11 protein-coding genes are annotated in these 20,174 nt (G+C 42.5%); all 11 read left to right on the forward strand.

Annotation, left to right across the window (positions count from 1 at the left end; genetic code table 11):
* The first annotated feature begins 15 nt into the window (after positions 1-15).
* The 11 genes from OCV54_RS08825 to OCV54_RS08875 all read left to right on the forward strand — a co-directional run bounded on the left by OCV54_RS08825 (position 16) and on the right by OCV54_RS08875 (position 20,084).
* Positions 16-675, forward strand: coding sequence for a response regulator transcription factor (locus OCV54_RS08825; RefSeq protein ID WP_015530206.1), 660 nt, complete (start codon positions 16-18; stop codon positions 673-675).
* On the forward strand, positions 672-1,676 hold the full coding sequence (locus OCV54_RS08830) for a sensor histidine kinase (protein ID WP_055223653.1): 1,005 nt from the start codon (positions 672-674) through the stop codon (positions 1,674-1,676). The genes OCV54_RS08825 and OCV54_RS08830 overlap by 4 nt, the downstream gene beginning before the upstream one ends.
* A gap of 293 nt (positions 1,677-1,969) precedes the next feature.
* Positions 1,970-2,389, forward strand: a complete 420-nt coding sequence (locus tag OCV54_RS08835) for an RNA polymerase sigma factor (protein ID WP_009261829.1) — start codon at positions 1,970-1,972, stop codon at positions 2,387-2,389.
* Between the two features lies 1 nt (position 2,390).
* Positions 2,391-2,639 carry a helix-turn-helix domain-containing protein gene (locus OCV54_RS08840; protein ID WP_004613734.1) on the forward strand — a complete coding sequence of 83 codons (249 nt, stop codon included), beginning with the start codon at positions 2,391-2,393 and terminating at the stop codon, positions 2,637-2,639.
* 434 nt (positions 2,640-3,073) lie between these two features.
* A complete protein-coding gene (locus tag OCV54_RS08845; protein WP_004614488.1) occupies positions 3,074-3,268 on the forward strand; it encodes a hypothetical protein in 195 nt (64 codons plus the stop codon).
* A 104-nt stretch (positions 3,269-3,372) separates the two neighbouring features.
* Entirely contained in the window at positions 3,373-4,593 is a 1,221-nt protein-coding gene (locus tag OCV54_RS08850) for a tyrosine-type recombinase/integrase (protein WP_055223655.1), read from the forward strand.
* Positions 4,594-4,857: 264 nt separating this feature from the next.
* Positions 4,858-4,983 (forward strand): hypothetical protein, encoded by a 126-nt coding sequence (locus OCV54_RS08855; protein ID WP_004849860.1) that lies wholly within the window; start codon positions 4,858-4,860, stop codon positions 4,981-4,983.
* Between the two features lie 235 nt (positions 4,984-5,218).
* The gene (locus OCV54_RS08860; protein ID WP_055223609.1) at positions 5,219-6,601 is read left to right on the forward strand and encodes a hypothetical protein; all 1,383 of its coding nucleotides are present in this window, start codon (positions 5,219-5,221) and stop codon (positions 6,599-6,601) included.
* Positions 6,552-7,253 carry an ABC transporter ATP-binding protein gene (locus OCV54_RS08865; RefSeq protein WP_022058060.1) on the forward strand — a complete coding sequence of 234 codons (702 nt, stop codon included), beginning with the start codon at positions 6,552-6,554 and terminating at the stop codon, positions 7,251-7,253. The genes OCV54_RS08860 and OCV54_RS08865 overlap by 50 nt, the downstream gene beginning before the upstream one ends.
* A 7-nt stretch (positions 7,254-7,260) precedes the next feature.
* Positions 7,261-9,768 (forward strand): ABC transporter permease, encoded by a 2,508-nt coding sequence (locus OCV54_RS08870; protein WP_238050748.1) that lies wholly within the window; start codon positions 7,261-7,263, stop codon positions 9,766-9,768.
* A gap of 254 nt (positions 9,769-10,022) precedes the next feature.
* Positions 10,023-20,084, forward strand: coding sequence for an InlB B-repeat-containing protein (locus OCV54_RS08875; protein ID WP_055223612.1), 10,062 nt, complete (start codon positions 10,023-10,025; stop codon positions 20,082-20,084).
* Positions 20,085-20,174: the final 90 nt, after the last annotated feature.

Below are 20,174 nucleotides of genomic sequence, written 5' to 3' on the forward strand. Positions count from 1 at the left end.
CAAGGGGGTGTTGAAATGAGAATAGCAATTATCGAAGATGATGAAATCACTCGTTTGGAGCTTTCTAAATTATTGAACACACAAGGATATGAAACAGTTTTATTGACTGACTTTGGAAACCTGACAGATGAATTAAAGCAATATTCCATAGAACTGGTTCTGCTTGATATTAACCTGCCGTATGAGAATGGCTATGAAGTATGCAGGAAAATAAAACAAGTCATGCCAGTACCGATTATCTTTGTAACAAGCAGAGATACAAATGCTGACGAATTGAAAAGTATTCAAGTGGGTGGGATTGACTTCATAACAAAGCCGTATGACACGCTTATTCTTCTTGAGAAGATCAAGCGTGCATTGCAGTTGTCAAACCCGAATAATTTCCGTGAGCTTGTCAAAAAAGATTGTACCCTTGATTTACATTTATCCATTTTGAAGTATCAAGAGCAAAGCATTGAACTGACAAGAAATGAATTTCGTATTTTGTACTACTTCTTTATGAACGAAGATAAAGTTATTAGCAAAGAAGAACTATTGGAAAAGCTGTGGAATGACAAATATTATATAGACGAAAATGTATTATTGGTTAATATGACCCGTCTAAAAAAGAAAATGAAAGAAATCGGTATTGTTCATTTATTGGAAAATATACGAGGAAAGGGTTGGAAACTGTGAGTTTTTTTACATTCTTAGAAGAAAAAATAACAGAGATATTGTTTCAGCTTTTCTTTCTTGCCGTAGTAGCATTTCTCTTGATTTTCTACGGTGTAGATACGCTGTTTGTTGTATCGTTGGTAATTCTGTTCATCAGCATACAAGGGCTTTTTCAATGGTGTTTGTATCGGAAGAAACGTAACGTTTCACAACATATTATTGATTTAGTAGACGGACTGGAAGAAACCTATTATATTGCAGACGTTTTACCAAAGCCAAAAGAATTTCAAAATAAAGCCTATTGCTACGCACTAAAAAAAGCCTGCAAATCTATGAATGATGAAATCGGCAAAATCACAGAGGAAAAGCAGGACTATCAAGAATATGTGGAAAGTTTCGTCCATGAAATTAAAATACCGATAGGAGCATTGTCTTTGACGTTTGACAATACAAAAAATTACACATTAAAAAAAGAAACAGACAAAATATTTCAGTTAGTGGAACAAATGCTCTACTATGCAAGAAGCGAAAATACGGAAAAGGACTATTTTGTAAAACAGTTGCAGTTAGACGAAGTGATACATAATGTCATTCTGAAATTCCGTCATTCGCTTATGGAAAGAAAAGCAATTATCAATATCCATGACATAGAAAATGTCATTTATACTGATGAAAAATGGCTGACATTCATTCTATCTCAAATCGTGCAAAATGCGATTAAGTATTTTGATAAGCAAGAAAATAAACTGACGATATACAGTCAAGACAATGGTACAAATATATTGCTTGTGATTGAAGATAATGGTTGTGGAATAAAAGCGTCTGATTTATCCCGTGTATTTGAAAAAGGTTTTACGGGTTCAAATAGAAACAAAGCAAATGCAACGGGTATGGGACTGTATCTATCGAAAAAATTATGCGATAGGTTGGGCTTGAAATTGGATATTGCTTCTACGGAAAAAGAATATACAAGACTGACCATTACATTTCCAAAAGGAACAGTTCATAATTTTTCAGAGTAATTTGAAAACCATGCCAACATTGATACGGTGCTTTAAGGGGGCTTGCATTATGGAAAGCTTTAAGTACAATTATTTGCAATCAAATTCCACCTAATAGCACACTATTAAAAATTGAATATGTTTTAGCTTTAAAGGCTCGTACAGACTATATGTTTTGTGCGGGCTTTTTTCATACCCGAAAAAAATTTAAAAATTTTTCAAAAGAGGTCATTAAATCACACCTTTCATTCCCTATATGGTGCGGAAAGAGGGATAAACACTTTTCAAATCATAGTGGAAAGGGGGTGAGATTGATGAAACCGTCTGACTTCCAGAAAACAGTTCAATGTCGCTTTGAAAGTTGTTTGAAGAAAGTTGTCCGTCATGTTGTAAAGGACTACCAACAAGGATTAAAACGACGAAAAGATAAAGAAATTCCATTCTGTGAACTTCCAGAAATTTTCGTTGAAAATTTTGCTGTGTGGGACGACTACGAAACAGATTATACAATCTTTTCAGTATGTGGCATTGATATTCGTGTCCTTGATGATGAGCTGGCAGAAGCCTTGAAAAAACTTCCAGAAAGAAAGAGAAATACTCTGTTAATGTATTACTTCTTGGAAATGACAGAAAGTGAAATTGCCAACTTACAAAAGATTACGCAAAGCGGTGTATTTAGAAACCGACATCATGCTTTGGAAACTATGAAAAAAATACTAAAGGAGAAGCAGTAAAATGAAGCAAACATTTAAGAAGCCGTCCTACTATTTGCTTTCGCAAGCAATGGACGGGGACGAAAAAGCGATTGAAAAAATACTGGCATTTTATGACCCGTACATATCAAAGTGCTGTTTGCGTCCACTCTATGATGAATACGGCAATGTCTATATTGTTGTAGATATGGAGTTAAAGGGACTTATCCGAGAAGCACTTATCAAAATGATTTTAGGGTTTGATATTGCCTTAGAAATCGAAGAAGAATAAGCAGTTTTTAGCAGAGCATGGTTTAATGTCCCCCTCTTTCCTGCTCTGCCCTGCTTTTACATGAAAGCAACACGCTTTCGCCACAGCTCTTTGACAACTGAATAAAGCAGACAGATACGTTTGTGAGATAGCGAGCCACGGGGACTGTACGCCACGACTTTTCCAAAAGAAAGCGAGCGACCCACGCAGTGATCCGAGAGCGACTGTTGGAAAAGTCGTTTTGCCATGACCTATCCTCACAGAATAATGATACGTCCGCATGGTGCGGTTCTGCCCACAAGAATGGGAATAGTTGAGATACTAATGGAGCTTTCCAAAGCCGTCTGTCTGCTTATGTAACTTATAAATAGACACACAGCAAAGGGGGTGTTACATTATGTTAAATACTGATGTGTTAAATGATGTGATGTTCCAGCGAGGTAAGGTGTTGGAATATGAATAAAACGAAGATAAGAGCAACGGAACAGCCGATTGCTGTTGATATAGAGGGACTGTCTGCTATGTTATCTTGTGGTCGTGCTACTGCAAGAAAGATTGGCGAGCAGGCAGGAGCAAAAATTGTGATAGGTCGCAGGGTTCTTTATTCCATAGAAAAAGTCAAGAAATACTTGTTATATTTGGAAGAATAGAGCGATTTTCTATTTATGTTCTCTGGCGTGTGTAGTATAATAAGAAAGGACAAAGCACGCTGTGAGAACAAGAAAAGAGGCTTTTTCAGAAAGGAATGGTTCTCATGGCAATTAGTAGAAAAGACCCAAAAGGAAGAAAATTAAGAGAGGGCGAAAACTGGCGTAATGATGGAAGATACAGTTATCGTTATACAGATGCAAGAACAGGCAAGAGATTGACAGTCTATGCACAAGATTTACCAGAGCTTCGAGAAAAAGAGAAGCAGATTGCAAAAGATATGGAAGATAATATATTGACAGACGGAGCAATCAAAAAAATGACGCTTAACACGTTGTTTGAGCGTTATATGGCAACTCGTGAGCTGGCTGATACTACAAGAGTTAGTTATGTTCGTGCTTGGGAAAACAGAGTAAAAGACGAGATTGGAAATATTAAAGTTGTTCAGCTTTTACCCTCACATATTAAAGCGTATTATGCGAAACTTTCCAAAGCTGGATATGCTTATTCTACAATCAAGTATATTCACAACCTGCTTTATCCTGCATTAGAAATGGCTGTTGATGACGATATTATCCGAAAGAACCCTGCAAAAAGTTCCATTAGTGATTATGGAAAACCAGCAGAGGAAAAAGAAGCCTTAACAGTTTCTCAACAAGAAAAGTTTATGGAGTTTGTAAAACAGAGCAATGTCTATAACACATATTATCCTATGTTTACCATAATGATTGGTACGGGGTTAAGGTGTGGGGAGCTTATTGGTCTTACATGGAAAGATATAAACATCAAGGCAAAAACGGTTAATGTAGACCACCAGCTCATTTATAAGAATTTAGGCGACGGTTGCAAGTTCCATATCTCAACACCAAAAACGTCGTCGGGTATTCGTATTATACCTATGACACAAGAAGTTGCAAAAGCCTTTGAGGAACAAAGAAAAATCAATTTTATGCTTGCAAAGGATAAGAGCATTGAGGTGGACGGGTGTTCGGGGTTTGTCTTTACAGCAAAATCGGGCAGACCGCTTATGCCGAATGGCGTAAATAGTGTTTTATACAACATTGTAGACGCATATAACAAAACCGAAGTAGAGAGAGCAAAAAAAGAGCATAGGAAAGCAGAGCTGTTACCAAAGTTTTCAGCCCATGTCATGCGTCACACAGCTTGTACCAGAATGGCAGAGTGCCGTATGGACGTAAAAGTTCTTCAATATATTATGGGACACGCTCATATAGATGTAACAATGGAAGTGTATAACCATATTGGAGAGCTGACAAGGATTGAAAATGAGATTGCAAGACTAGATAGTATGGTGTTAAATGCTTGACACCACAAAAAGAGAAATTGGTGTCAAATTGGTGTCAAAACAGAAAAAATCACAATTTCAAAAGAAATAAGATACTGCAAACCATTGATTTTAAAGGGTTTGCAAAAAAAATCTCAAAAAATTAGCACTCACCTCTTGACATTGCTAGCATAGAGGACTATAACATAGTCAAAGATAAGAAAAGGATAGCACAACCGGTGGTGCATATGCACTGCAGATTTCTGTTATATAAAATGTAAGGCAAACAGAAAGGAAGTGTTCAAAATGGATAAAAATCCAAAGCATCCATTGAAGAAAAAGAAAGCAGTTCAGAAGGTATATGCGACAGCAAATCATAACGCTGCAGCAGCTGAAGAACCGGCTACACCAAAGTCAAAAAAGCATAAATAGTATATGAGACAAAGGTCCCCTGTATCTGCATCAGGCAGGTATGGGGGACTTTTTTGTCGTGGGAACAGCAATATATAAATTTAATTTCTGAATATGGGGTTACTGATGTATAATATATATAACAAATATTTATGGGATACATTGTCGGACTTGACAGACTGATATATTTTCGAACTAAAATATATTGAGTGTTGATGGGATAATAGATTTGGGACACATGGGGAATATGAAAAATATGGAGAATGCGGAAGGAACGGAAACAACAGATAAGGTCAGAAAAACGGGTAAGCTGGATGAGAAGCTTTTGCCGCCGGACAAGCTTGTACTGCCTAAGGCCTCTACGCCCCAAAATCAGAACAAGCTTAATATGAAGATACTTCTGGTGGAAATTCTCATTGTGGCAGTGATCGCTGTGATCGTGATAGTTATGGCAGTAAATGGTAAGGGCAGGAATCCTGACATGAAAGGGTATTACTATAGAGGGCGCTGGCATCCAATAGGATTCGCCGGCATAGATCTGTATGGTTTCATTATGCTCATACTTATGTGTATTGGCCTCGGAGTGATGCGGGTAATCCCGGGTACTATAGCGGATTTTTCGACAAGACCGGGGAAAGAGAAACGTGGGGAGCTTGAATCTATCAGGAGAAATAATTATGCAAAGCATTTGTGCAGATTGATCGAGATTGATAAGACGGAAATTTTGGATAATATGAGAGATAGATTCAATCCTGTAGTCCAAATCTTTTTTTCGGAGGCGCAGGCTGAATGTCTGAATAGATCGAGGGCCTGCAATCATCTTATGGTCAGACTGGGGCTTGGCAGTGTGGATATATCTGATCATGTGGTGGTTCAGGAGGCTGGCGGAAAGCGGGAGAGAGAGGTACAGCTCACAGACGTTGCAAATGAGGTGAAGATAAAAACGGCAGTTATCCACGACTTGCCGGTGGTGCTGGATCTCAGCCGTACCGGGGTTATAGGAATAGTAAGTGATGGAAATAAAAAGAGTGCATTTGATATAGCGAGAAATATCATAGGCCAGCTTGAGATAAATGAGACAAATGACAGGATTCAGCTAGCATTTGCCTGTGATCCGGGTGATGGTGAATGGGTAGGATATGATGAGCTTTATCTGGCGGACCGTAAGAATGGAGAAATCTCTTTTGCCGCAGGAGAAGCTGATGTGAAGGGCTTGTTAGACATGCTGGCAAATGAGCTTCAGAAAAGAAATGGTACTCTGGATTATTTTGTGAATAGCGAGAATGTAGGCGGATATAGGCATATAGTTTTGTTTGTTGACGATCCCGGACTTCTGGAGGGGCATTTGATAAATCGGTACATTTTGCCGGGGGAAGAAAATCTGGATTTTACAGTTGTCGTTCTCTCTGATGATGAAGAGAAGTTTATTTTGGAGATGGACTGTGAGATAATACAAAATGATGATTTTGCGGGAATATATAAGCCTAGAACGGAAGAGTGGATAGAGATCAAATTCGACAGGGTGACCGAGGCAAGGCTGTGGAGTCTGGATGAGATTGTAAGAAAGAACAGTGAAAGGATGGTGCAGGATGAGCTACGTAGAATTTCGAGATGTAAAGAAAGTATACAAGACAGGTGAGGTGGAGATCAATGCTCTCCGCGATGTGGATTTTGAGATAGAAAAGGGAGAGTTCTGCGTCATAGTCGGAGCCTCCGGTGCGGGCAAGACTACTATCTTGAATATACTTGGCGGTATGGACACTCTGACAAGCGGCAGCGTGAAGCTGGATGGCAGAGAGATATCAACTCTGAATAAGAGACAGCTCACGGCATACAGAAGGTATGATGTGGGATTCGTGTTCCAGTTCTACAATCTGGTACAGAACCTCACAGCACTTGAGAACGTGGAGCTGGCGGCACAGATCTGTAAGGAACCGCTGGATGCTGCAACGGTTCTGAAGCAGGTGGGACTTGAGGATCGTATGGCGAACTTCCCGGCACAGCTCTCAGGTGGTGAGCAGCAGAGAGTTGCCATAGCAAGGGCGCTTGCAAAGAATCCAAAGCTTCTGCTCTGTGATGAGCCGACCGGAGCTCTGGATTACAACACAGGCAAGGCTGTGTTGAAGCTCCTTCAGGATACATGCAGAAATACGGGAACGACAGTTATAGTCATAACGCACAACCAGGCACTCACAGCCATGGCGGACAGAGTCATCACGGTTAAGAGCGGAACTGTGGAGAAAGTGGTTATGAATGATAACATCAGGAACGTTGAAGATCTGGAATGGTAGGTGGCCTATGAAATCAATGATGAGACGCACGACATTTCGTGAGATAAAAAATACATTTGGAAGATTTGCAGCCATCATGGCGATCATAGCCCTGGGCGTGGGATTCTTCTCGGGTCTCAAGATGACGAAGCCGGACATGATGAATACCATATCGAATTTCCTTGACAAGGGAAATTTCTATGATCTGCATCTTCTGTCAACTCTTGGATATACGGATGATGACGTGGATTCATTTGCCGGGGAGAAGGATGTGCTGTACGCTGAGGGCGGTTATAGTCTGGACGTCCTATACAAGAACCAGGGTGAAAATGACAGGGTGTTGAAGACTATGTCAGTTCCGGAAAACATCAATAAACTGAGTCTTGTGGACGGACGCATGCCGGAAAAGGAAGATGAATGTGTTGTAGATGCCAAGATGGACAGTATAAAGATAGGTGATGTCATAGAGGTGGCAGATGACGATGCAGCAGAAGGTGAGGACAGCAGTACACAGGATATCCTTAAGGTGAAGAAATTCACCGTTGTCGGAACTGTCAACTCCCCTCTTTATATTAATTTTGAAAGAGGCACCACAACCCTTGGAAATGGTAAGATCGCGGGCTTTGTATATGTCAGCCCTGAAGCATTTGACAGCGAATGCTACACCGATGTATATGTGAAATTTGACAGAAAGTTTGATATGTATGCCGATGAGTATGAAGACTATATAGACGACAGGATGGACGAATGGGAGTCAATATGTAAGACCAGTGTACTGGACAGATATAAGGATATCCTCATGGCAAAGGGTATGACGGAGGATATGGTGAAGGACATAACGCTGGATGATGCAGATGGTGTGAATTATTACATACTCGGCAGGGAGACGAATATCGGATATGTCTGCTTTGAGAGCGATTCAGACATAGTGAATGGAGTTGCAAAGGTATTTCCGGTATTCTTCATATTGGTTGCCGTGCTCGTGTGTATGACTACCATGAACAGAATGGTTGAGGAACAGCGCTCTATGATAGGCATGTTGAAGGCTCTCGGCTATGGCAAGGCGGCTATCATGGGAAAATATATGATCTATTCGGGAACTGCAGCTGTAGTAGGATGTGCAGGTGGATATCTTATAGGTACATATGTATTTCCGGAGGTTATCTGGTATGCATATCATATGATGTATATACATGTGCCGCTTGAGAGAACCACAGACTGGACGCTGGTTATTGGCGTGCTGGCAGCATCCCTTTTGTGCACTGTAGGTACAACTTGGTTTTCCTGTAGATACGAGCTTTCTGAGACTGCGGCAAGTCTTATGAGGCCTAAGGCTCCGAAGCCGGGCAAGAGGGTGTTCCTTGAGCATATCCCATTTATATGGAAGAGACTGAAATTTCTGAGAAAGGTAAGTGTCAGAAATGTATTCAGATATAAAAAGCGTTTTTTTATGATGATAATAGGAATAAGCGGCTGTACTGCGCTGCTGCTCACAGGCTTTGGAATAAATGATTCCATAAGCGGATTTGCGGACAATCAATATGGGGAGATACAGGTCGGAGATGGAGTGATAACGCTGAATACACCGATTGCGGGTGATAGAGAAGATGAGCGCTTCAGTAGTCTGAAAGACCGGCTGGAGGAGGATACCTCCTGCTATGATCTCGTCAGTGAATCTACCTGGGATCTGGTTCATGATGGTGGCGTAAAGTCCGTGAACATGGTCATCATGGAAGAACCTGAGCACGTTGACAGGTATATGAAGTTGGCGGATAAAGATGGTGCGGAGATAGAATATCCGGGCAAAGGGGAAGCTGTGATCAATACTGCGCTGGCAGAACAGTACGACATCAAAACGGGCGATGTAATAACGGTCAGAGACAGCGAGATGAAAGAGATAAGAGTTTCCGTATCAGGCATATTCAGGAATCATGTATACAACTATGTGTATATATCACCTGAAACATATGAGGATCAGATGGGGGAAGCACCTCAGTACAAATCGGTGTACTTCAATCTTGAGGAAGGCGCAGATTCGCACGAGATATCTGCTGATCTTATGGGTGATGCAGCAACAGCGTCAGTGACTATCAACAAGGATATGAAGAACAGGATATCTAAGATGATGGAGAGTCTGAATTATATAGTAATTGTAGTCATACTCTCGGCTGGTGCGCTTGCATTTATCGTTCTCTACAACCTGACAAATATCAATATCACAGAGCGAATCAGGGAGATAGCAACCATAAAGGTTCTGGGATTTTTCAAAAACGAGACTTCAGCTTATGTATTCAGGGAGAACAGAGTCCTGACGACATTTGGAATCGCTGTGGGACTTGTGCTTGGAGTGTTTTTGCATGCATTTGTCATAGGACAGATCAAGGTGGATATGGTCGCATTTGATACATATATAGCGCCGATGAGCTATGTGTACAGTATCGTTCTGACATTTGTGTTTAATTTCCTTGTCAACAGAGTCATGTCAGTCAAGCTTGATAAGATAAATATGGCGGAATCGCTTAAGTCGGTGGAATGATCCTTTCATATATGGCATGTAACAGAATAGTTTAGATGTTTATTACGATCCACAGGGCGTACAGTATAGACGGTACGTTCTGTGGATTTTTTTGCAAAAAAGTTGTTTTTACCTCCTGTTACTAGCCTTTTGGTTAGTGTACATGGAAAAACACAGCAATTATAATTGTAAATATATTATTGATACCAGAATGTGGCAGCTTAAAACGGCTGGTGTTCATGGCTGGTTTTTTTAGTGAAAGGGAGGAAGAAATTATGAGAAAGAGGGCGATAAGCTGGGCGCTGACGGCCAGTATGGTGCTATCTATGCTGTCCGGATTTATTCCCGGACAAAAAGCATACGCGGCGGACAGCTCGAAGAAAACAGGCAAGACGGTGGTCGAGACGGAGATTGACGAAAGTACATACAAAGCTCTGGGCCTCAGCACCGATATAGACAAAAGCAAAGCTGCGGTGCCGTATGACAAGGATAATATATCTACATTTGCAGAGGTGAATGAGGTATACGTTGCGGCAAACGGCAATTACAGAAACAAGTACACTGTGCGAGACGGATTTGACAGGATTGGAGATTTCAAGGACAGGACTACAAAGGTAAACAGCAGCCTTGGCAATCTGTACGGAGCGTATGGTTTCTATGATCTTGGCAAAGATAATGTGAAAGTGGAACACGGCGGATCGGGAGACAGTAACATAAGTAGCAACATGGGAAATGTTCTAAAAAAGGACAGTAATGGTTTTAACGGCCTGTATGCGACAAGCGTTGCATTTGATGGAGGCGACGGAAAAACCAACTACGTTGCGGAGCTAAGAGTACATGGAGATAAAGTATTCAGTCCAGCTGGATGGAAAAGTATTAAAACTGTCATAGACGGCAAGGAGTACCGCGGAAAGATAGATGTGAGTATTTTCAAGATAGCAGCTGATGGTACAAGATCTTCAATTGCTACGCTTACCCCTACTTTAAACAAGAATTCTACATATGGCGATGGACTTTTGTATTTTATCAGAAGATACCAGCAGGAGCTGGATGCGATGTTTGAGATCGAAAAGGCCGATCTGAATGGAGATGGCTTTGAAGATCTTCTCGTATACTGTGGAACTTACGAGGATAGAAATATAAACGATCAGAACATACGCTATGCCATAGTCGATGTATATTATGGCAAGGGAAACGGCAGGTTCACAAAGGGAAATAATATAAGCATACCGGGCGGGCTTGCATCTAATTATGAAAGTGGAACGGGTGGATCGTGGTGTGATTATGGAATAGGAAGAGCTCCTGTGGTAACTCTGGCCGGCGGTGATCTGGAGCAGGATGGCCGGGATGAGGCCGCGGTTGCCGTATCTGGATCAGTTCTGAATTACAACATGGCAAAGGCAGGTCATATGACCGTCTATACATATAAAGACGGCGGACTTGTCCCTATAGAAGGTCTGAATGAAGTGTCACTTGGAGACACAGATGGCAGAAAACAGAACTATGGAATGTATGCTGCAAATTGTGCATTTGGCCGGTTTAAGTATCCTGGATCAGGAGCCATGGTCACAGGACTTATAGTTGGTGGATATTATTCGAGCAATTCTCAATATGTGCAGAGGGAATATGAAGCCACGCAGGCTGCATACAGATACGTATACTACGATAGTCTGACGGATAATTATGTGTTGTCAGATTATCATACGAGAAGCCTGGGGACTAAGAGTAAAGAAATCGTGAAATATCACGAGGTTAAAAGTAACGAATATTACAGACCTGTGAATGCACCTATGGCGCTTGCGTGTGCAGACCTTAAGGGCATGAACGGCAATAATGAAAATGACAGTGTGCTTTTTGGCGCAGAGGTATATGCTTTCTCACTGGAAGATGGCGGAATAACAGGTTCGGAGATAGGAAGCATGAGTATATGTACCGACCAGCGCAATCAGGGCAACGACAAGAAGAAAAAAGATCAGGTGTGGATCGGCGATGTCAGGGTTGGCTGTGTCGATAAGGATGCCAAGGGGAACAATTACAGACAGAGTTTTGTGTGCGTTGTGGGAGTGCACAGAGAGAAGAAACTCAATGATAAAGATGATTATTACTGGCTGGACATAGCGACATTTTCTATGGATGGCGGCAGCCCATACAGCAGTCAGGAGGGTGTAGTATGCCAGTCGAACAGCAGACAGGATATGTATGGAACATTTGTTTCACTGTGTCTTCCGGATATTGATAATGACAGTGTGCGGTTAAAGTACGAGGGAGAGTATCCGGTATACACAAATCCAGAGGTCTATGCAATCCTTCAGGCAAGTCCGTATTTTGATGATGTTCAGGAAGTATATGAATATGTAAATAACGGTGGAACATCATATTCAACAAGCAAAGGTTCATCGAACACGGTATCAGCTAACTTGTCAATATCAGTTGGCGCGTATGTGTCGTCGGAGATCCAGCTCATCGGAGCAGGTGAGGTAGAGGTTGAACTTTCGTATGGAGCAAGCTTTGAATATGCAAATACAAAGACAACGGAATATGAGATAACATATAATGCCGCAGGTGGAGGTTCTGATCAGGTTGTTCTGTACTGTTTGAAATATATGTATTACGAATACTCCATATATGATCCGATTGCGAGAAAATGGGAGCCGGTGGTTATGCCGGTATGTCTCGGACCTTCAACTTCAATCATAGATGTGGCAGATTACGACAAGGTTGCAAGAAGGAGCAAGGGGCTCAACGAGATATATAATAATATTCTGAATAACACAGCGGGAGACCCTGCTACATACCAGACTCTTGGAGGTAAATTAAAGTACGCCTATCAGTCAGGTGGAAATAACAATTATTCTTCTGTAAATGCCAGCTCTGGTGCAGATCAGACTCAGACGATATCTGTGACTGATGAGAATGAGTATTCAACTGAAGTGTTCCTTGAGGCGAACGAAAAGCTTGGTGCTGGAGGCGGAGGACTCGGTAATAAGGTTATCGTCGGTGTAACATCAAGCCAGCATGCGGGTCTTGGTCACACCCGTGTAAGCTCGAATGGTGTTACATACAGTGGAACGGTGGACAATGTTCCGGCAGACTGCACAGGGTTCTCATTTGACTGGCAGCTGCGGGTGAACACTGCAAAGCTGAACAGCGACAGTGATTCAGTGTTCGTCATTGGCTATGATGTTAAGAATGTTGTTCGTCCGGCGCGTATGCCGATGGGACTTTCTGTTGTCGACACAACGAGAAACAGTGTCAGTCTTGAGTGGTCACCGTCCAATGATGCAGATTACTATGAGGTCTGTATCGTTGATGCAGGAGGTAATTACAACAGCAAGGCAGTTGTGCCATATACAGTTACTGACTATGAAGTGAAGGGACTATATTCCAACAGGACTTACACATTTGCAGTGAGGGCTCTTCAGGCAAATGGTTCAAAGAGTCTGTTCAGCCGTCCGGCAACCGCGACGACACTTCAGGACAGTTCTAATTTCCATATAACAAAGAACCCTGATGATACAAATACGTTTGCGGGTGGAAATGCAGAATTTGCGGCAAATGCGGTTTATTATGATGGGGATGGAGTAAACCAGAGCGTTGGATACAACTGGCAGGTTAATACAGATAATGGATGGAGAAGCGTATCGACAGGAGGCAGCAATCCTACGCTCAGACTTACTGATGTAAGTGATGAAATGGATGGAAACGAATATCGATGCAGAGTTTATTACAACGACATCACACTCTACACCAAGACTGCGACACTCACTGTAAATAAGGCGGACAGCAAGGTCATGCTTCTGGCGCACAACGATACCGAGAATAAAGATTTGTCGGATGGCAGCGTAGTCAGGGCATCGGGCTCAGAGACTACAAAGGTGGAGAACGTGACTAAGGAGAGAAATCTTATAACAGTCACATCCGGAGTCGGGGAATATATTCTTGTCAGCGACGGAACAAACTATATGTGGAAAGATAGTGACGAGAATTACTATCCATGCAGCGTAAGCGTCAAAAAGGACAGCGATGGTTACGTGGATGAATCACAGACATTTAAAGCATCTGATGTGGGCGGCACGGCATATGGTGTGAGTGAATCAGATTTCATCGCAGATATTGATGGCAATACTTACAAGCTGATCAGCGTAAATGCAGCTGACTATGCAGGTGAAAAGGTGTCATATGCATCTGATGATGTTACATATGACAGGATACTCGCAAAATGGGTATCAGAGGATGGCAGTAAGAACTTCTATCTTCTCGGAAACACATCGGGAAGTGAAGACAGTACGGTGTACTATTATGTGGCAGGTAGTGAAAGCGGAAGTTTTACTATGACTTCAAAGAAGACTCTTAATGTGTCAGATACTGTCAAGGTGGTCCAAACTGATCTCAAATCGGTATATCAGACCAAGACGGTGAGATCTGAGACCACAGGGGCAGAGGTCACATATACAGGAGACAAGATCACACTCAGCTGTCAGCCGAAATCACTGTCAGGTGAGGATGTACAGGGAGATGTGGAATTTGTCATCACAGGACCTGAGAGCAAGCGCATAGCTGGTAAGTATGACAGAGCAAATGGCTGCTATACTGCACAGTGGGAGCCATCCGGACAGGGAATATACAACGTATATGTATACTTTGCAGGAAACAAACAGTACAACGACAGTATATCTGACTCGATGGCTATATATACCTCATTTGAGGGAAAGACGAACATGAATCTGACCATGCAGGATAATGTAAGATATGGAGATTCAGTGAAGATGTCTCTGGAGAGAGTGTCATACGACAATACAGGAAAGCTTCAGGATATCACGGACGATTCAGAATACACTGTCAAAATAAAGAATAATAAGACAGGAGAATTTGAGGACACAGACAAATACGAACTTGCAAACGGCGTGTTTATACCGAAGTCTATTGGAATGTTCCAGATAACGGCATCAAATGGCGGAGACAAGACCCAGAAGAATATAAATGTTGGAATGGCACAGCTTGAGATAGCTGCCCAGGATACAGAGAAAAGTGTAAATGATTCTGTAAGAGAGTGCGAGGATGCGGTGATAACAGGTCTCAAGGCATGGGATACTGACATAATGCCTCAGAGAGACAGGGATTACGAGCTCGGATCAGTTGGAGTAAGTGGGCTGCTGCCGGGTATATATGATATAGATGTTGCATACGTCAAGGTGGGCGATCAGCATTCACAGGTTATGAATGAACTTGAGAAAAACTATATAATAAACCTGGTTAAAGCATCATACACACTGACAGGAAACGTGTACACCGTTACTGCCAGACCGGCAAATACACATGGTACAGTTTCAATCAAGTACCAGCAGCCTGGAAATGAAAACAGTGACGGACTCACAGTTGACAGTGGAACAAGACTCCCTGAGAACTCAACGATCACTTTAGCTGCTACTCCTCATAAGGGATATAAGGTTAAGAGCTGGTCACTAAATGGAAAGACAGTTACGGATCCACAGTGTGGAACATCCGGTGGCAAGGCGTGCAGCAATGACCAGATCCAGATGGCTAAGCTGAAAGCAAACATGAATGTAGCAGTAAACTTTGAGCCTGTATATCACAAGCTGACATACAAGCCGGACAATGAGGCTCACGGAACACTCAAAGCAAACTATGTGACGGATGGAACAATTGGAAAATCGTTTGGTTCAGGTGCAAACATTCATATAGAACAGAAGGTAAGACTCACTGCGGTTCCGGCAGCAGGATATGTTCTGGATCATTGGACTGTTACGGGAGAAGATGGAGTTCCAGAGACCGTTCTCGCGGAAGATGGAGTGACAAATAACACATCTCTCACATATGATGCAGAGGAGATCAGCGAGGATACACTTATCACGGCATATTTTGCAGAGGCACAGAATTTCAAAATATCAGTCTCGCCTGTAACTGTTGGAAGCGATGGAAAGACTACAGTGACAACAGGTGTGGATGTCACAGTCAAGGCTCAGCGAGTTGACGGCACAGTGACTATAGAGAGCGGTGAAGATGGTATATATGAAGTCAGCCGAGGCGACAATGTGACCATCCAGGTTACCGTTCCGTCAGGACTACTTCTCGACGGATGGTCAGCAGCAGATGGACAGGAACTTGGAACTATATCAGCGGATCTCAGGACGATGACAGTGTATGATATAGCTTCAGACCTCGATTATACAGTTAAGTACACTGCGCCGAACAGATACAAGGTGACATATGGTGCGGATGATGATGCAGCTGGTGTGGTAGATGCTGTGGCTGCAGGAAGTACAGACGCACTTGTATCCGGTGACAAGCAGCTTCAGGGAAGTGACATAGTATTTACAGCAACTCCAAATGAAGGCTACGAGGTAGCATACTGGGAGGTAAATGGCGAGAAGGTTGATGCTGAGGCAGAAGGTACTGGCGCCCAGAGGTATGAACTAGAATATCTCGGCAAGGATACAAAGGTTGTCGTATACTTCTACAAACAGCCGGTTGTGTCGTGGACATCAGGAAATGACACAGAGATGACTGCAAAGTCAGGAGATTCTGATCTGGCAAATGGCGGATATATCGCATATGCAAGTAAGGATGATCTGAAATTCTCATTTGCGGTGAAGAGAAGTTATGAGATAGCTGACATAAAGGTAAATTATGCAGGAGAGGATGTATTCAGTCTTGCGGAGGACAGCGGAGAAGGAAAGCTGGCTGAGACTGCGGATTCTGAGTCCGGAACAGAGAGATACACGTTTACGTGGAGTGCTCCGGCAGATGGATTTACAGGGGATGTGACAGTAAATGCCACATACAGAAAGATCGCACCATCCGTGAAGGCTGAGTATTCTCTGAAGGTGATAGAGAAGGCTTCTGCTGGAGAGGCGTCAGGAAAGACACACGGCTCTATAAGTGCAGATGTGTCAAGAAAAAATCTCCCTTCATACATACAGATAGGAGATACCATAAGTGATGCGACGGAGAGCAAATCTGCGCAGATCACAGACATATACAGAGATTCTGTCATCACATTCAAGGTTGTGCCTGATGATGGATACAATGTAAAAGAATGGATCATAAATGGACATAAGCTGACAAGCGAGACGGAGAATATAAAGTTATATTCAGACAAGAAAGTAAATGATACCCTTAAGATCACGGTTGACGGAGATTCATCTGATGTGACAGTTATGGCTGGTCTTGAGCTGGTTGGTGATGTACTCACATTTGGTCCTGAGACAGAGGGAACAGGTGAGGTGAGCGCCATGATCACATCTACAAAGCTGGTGCTCGAATCAGGAGATATGATAGGTGCTGCTTCATATGTGGAATTCACAGCGGCGGCTGCAGAAGGATACGAAGTTGCAGACTGGCTTGTAAATGGAATCAGTCAGGGCGTGGCAGAGAAGATATTTGCATACAAAGTGCCAAAGGATACGAGAGTTGATGTGAGGGCTGTGTTTGACAGACCTGTGTATAAGATAACATGGTCATCAGATGAGGGTGGACAGATAAAGGCAGAGAACATGACAGCAGATGAAGTGCTTGAAGGTAATTCTGCACAGATCAGAGGAGACAGAGAGCTTAAGTTCACAGCTGATGCCGACCAGTACATGGAATGTACAGGATTTACAGTAAAGACAGCAGAGGGAACAAAGGATTACACAGCAGAGGAGCTTGGCAGCAACGTATTTGTGGTTGACAAGGTGGCATCTGACATAGATGTTGTTGCTCACTTTGCTAAGCAGGAACTCAAGTCAGTTATAACCTTTGAGGCAAATGATGCTGCTCTTGGAGCTGTGACAGCGGTATATGGACTGGACGAGAAGGCTGAGATCACAAGTGGCGATAGCCAGGTATCCGGCGGAGATGCAGTATTTACGGCAGCTCCTGCAGATGGCCAGATGATCGAGGGCTGGTATCTTGATCCTGAGTGTACACAGGCTATAGAAGGCACTGAACTGGAGCAGACTACCTATGAGGTGAAGACTATCTACACAGATGTGGCAGTATATGTTAAGTTTGTGGAGATTCCAGAGTATACAGTTAAGGTAGGTACAACAGGAACCGGATCGGCGAAGATCACTGCATCTTCTGACGGTGAGGAACTTGAGATCGTATCAGGAGAGGTTAAGCTCAAGAGACATAAGGATCTTACAATAACAGTTGCACCGAAGGATGAATACAACACAGTTGAGCACTGGACAGTTGACGGAGCAGATGTTGATTCAGATGAACTCACATACAAGCTGACAGACATAACAAAGGATGCAGAGATATATGCATATATCGCACCATCACTTCTTGTAAATGTAATATTCAAGAATGAGGATGAAGTTAAGAAATATGACAATATAGACATCAGTACAGGTTATGTCGGCGAGGATGGAGATATAAGCGGACTTAAGTCAATAAATGCTGAGAATAACTTAGTGAGAATAGGTTCTGGCAAGGATGTAAGATTTGCCATAACACCTTCTGATGATTATATGATCCAGGCATGGACAGTTAAGTACATCAGAGGCGGAAAGGTTGTCAAGGAAGAGTCTGGCACTGACTTTGGATTTACCAACGAGATACTTTTAAATGATGTTACAAACAGCATAGAGGTAAGTGCAGAGCTTGTTGACAGAGTTGGATATGCCATTCCTGTAGAGGGAAATTATGACAGAGATAATAATCTGATAGAGACTGCAGGTGGTGAAAGCACACCGGAGACAGCTTACACTATAACAGACCTTACAAAGATACCAGACAATGTGGTATTCAAGAATGACAATGGCGTAGTTCTTGATAATATGGTAAGAGAGAACGGAGATGCGAGTGTTGTTATTACACCTGCTGAGGGCTGGAGAATTAGAGATATAATCATTGATGAACCAGAGAACGCTGAAAATTCAGAGGAGTCAGAGAATATCATGTCAGTCCAGCCAGTGCTTGCAGAGGATGGAACTGAGACAGGAGCATATCTTGTAAGTGATGTAAACGTCACAAAGAATATGGAGTTTAAAGTTGATGCAGTTAAGCTTTACTCTGTAACAATAGCAGATACAGAGCATGGAAACATAAAGGTGACAAAGCCAGATGGCACAGAGGTGGAGAATGGTGAAATGATTGACGAGAAAACTGTTCTTACATACACAGCAACACCGGATATGTACTATGACTTTGACGCATGGACAGAGGATGCGGCAGATCAGGCTGAGAGCACATTTGAAAAAGCCCTTGACGAAAGTATCACAGTGGGAGCAGCCTTCAAGGCAAGATATGCGAAGGTAAGTATTGCCACAGTGAAGAATGGTACGGTAACTGTCACAACAGCTGACGGTAAGAAGATATCTAACGGACAGCTGGTTCAGGAAGGCACAGATATCATCTGCAAGGCAATTCCTGCAAAGCATTGTGATCTGTCAGCCTGGGGCGGAGATGCCAAAGGCAAGACTGGTACTACAGTGAAACTTACGGTGACAAAGAACATGAATATAAGAGCGGCATTCAAGTTCAGGTATGTGAAGGTAGCTATTGGAAAGACTGAAAACGGATCGATCACAATCAAGACTGCGGAAGGCAAAACAGTTAAGAATGGTGCATCAGTGATCGAGGGAACGGTTCTTATCTGCACAGCAAAGGCGGCAAATAACTGTAAACTTGGAAGCTGGACAGGAAGCTTCAAGAGTACAAAAACTTCGGTAAAGGTTGCTGCAAATAAGAATATGAAAATCAATGCCAGGTTTGTAGCAAAAATACCGGCACAAAATACAGCTGGTATCAATAAGAATATCCATGCAGTAGTATCTGGAAACAAAGTGACAGTTGTGTGGGGTAAGGTTAACAAGGCTGACGGATATGATATATATGCACAGAAGTGCTATGTAAACTTTGGCTCGAAAAGTCTTGTTAAATCGGTAAAGGGCGCATCGGCAACCCGAGTTACAATATCCAGAATTAATGGCAAATCACTTGCTAAGTTTGATACGATCAAGCTGAGAGTAAAGGCATATAAGCTGGTAAATGGTAAGAAGAAGTATATAGACAATAGTGTCATGCTTCATATAGTTACCAATAGCAGCAAATATACCAACATCAAGAAGGTTCTGCTTCCACAGAAGAGCTACGTGTTGGGAGTTAAGCAGACGATTAAGCTTAAACCTGGATATACCAAGGCAGATGCCAGCAAGAAGGTGCTTGATGGCACACATGGTGCAAGGTATTTGTATGCATGTACAAATAAAAATGTTGCTACAGTTGATGCCAAAGGAAGAATAAAGGCAAAGGCCGCAGGAAAGTGTACGGTCTATGTAATTGCTGTAAATGGCACTACACAGGCTGTGCAGATTATAGTAAAATAAAAATAGTAGCTGCATGAGGTGCTTGATATCCGGCCCGTTGGGGCTGGATGCAGGCACCTTTGCTGATATATACAGGGTGTTGATTATCTA

The sequence above is a fragment of the Coprococcus aceti genome (assembly GCF_025567285.1).
GTDB lineage: Bacteria > Bacillota > Clostridia > Lachnospirales > Lachnospiraceae > Coprococcus > Coprococcus aceti.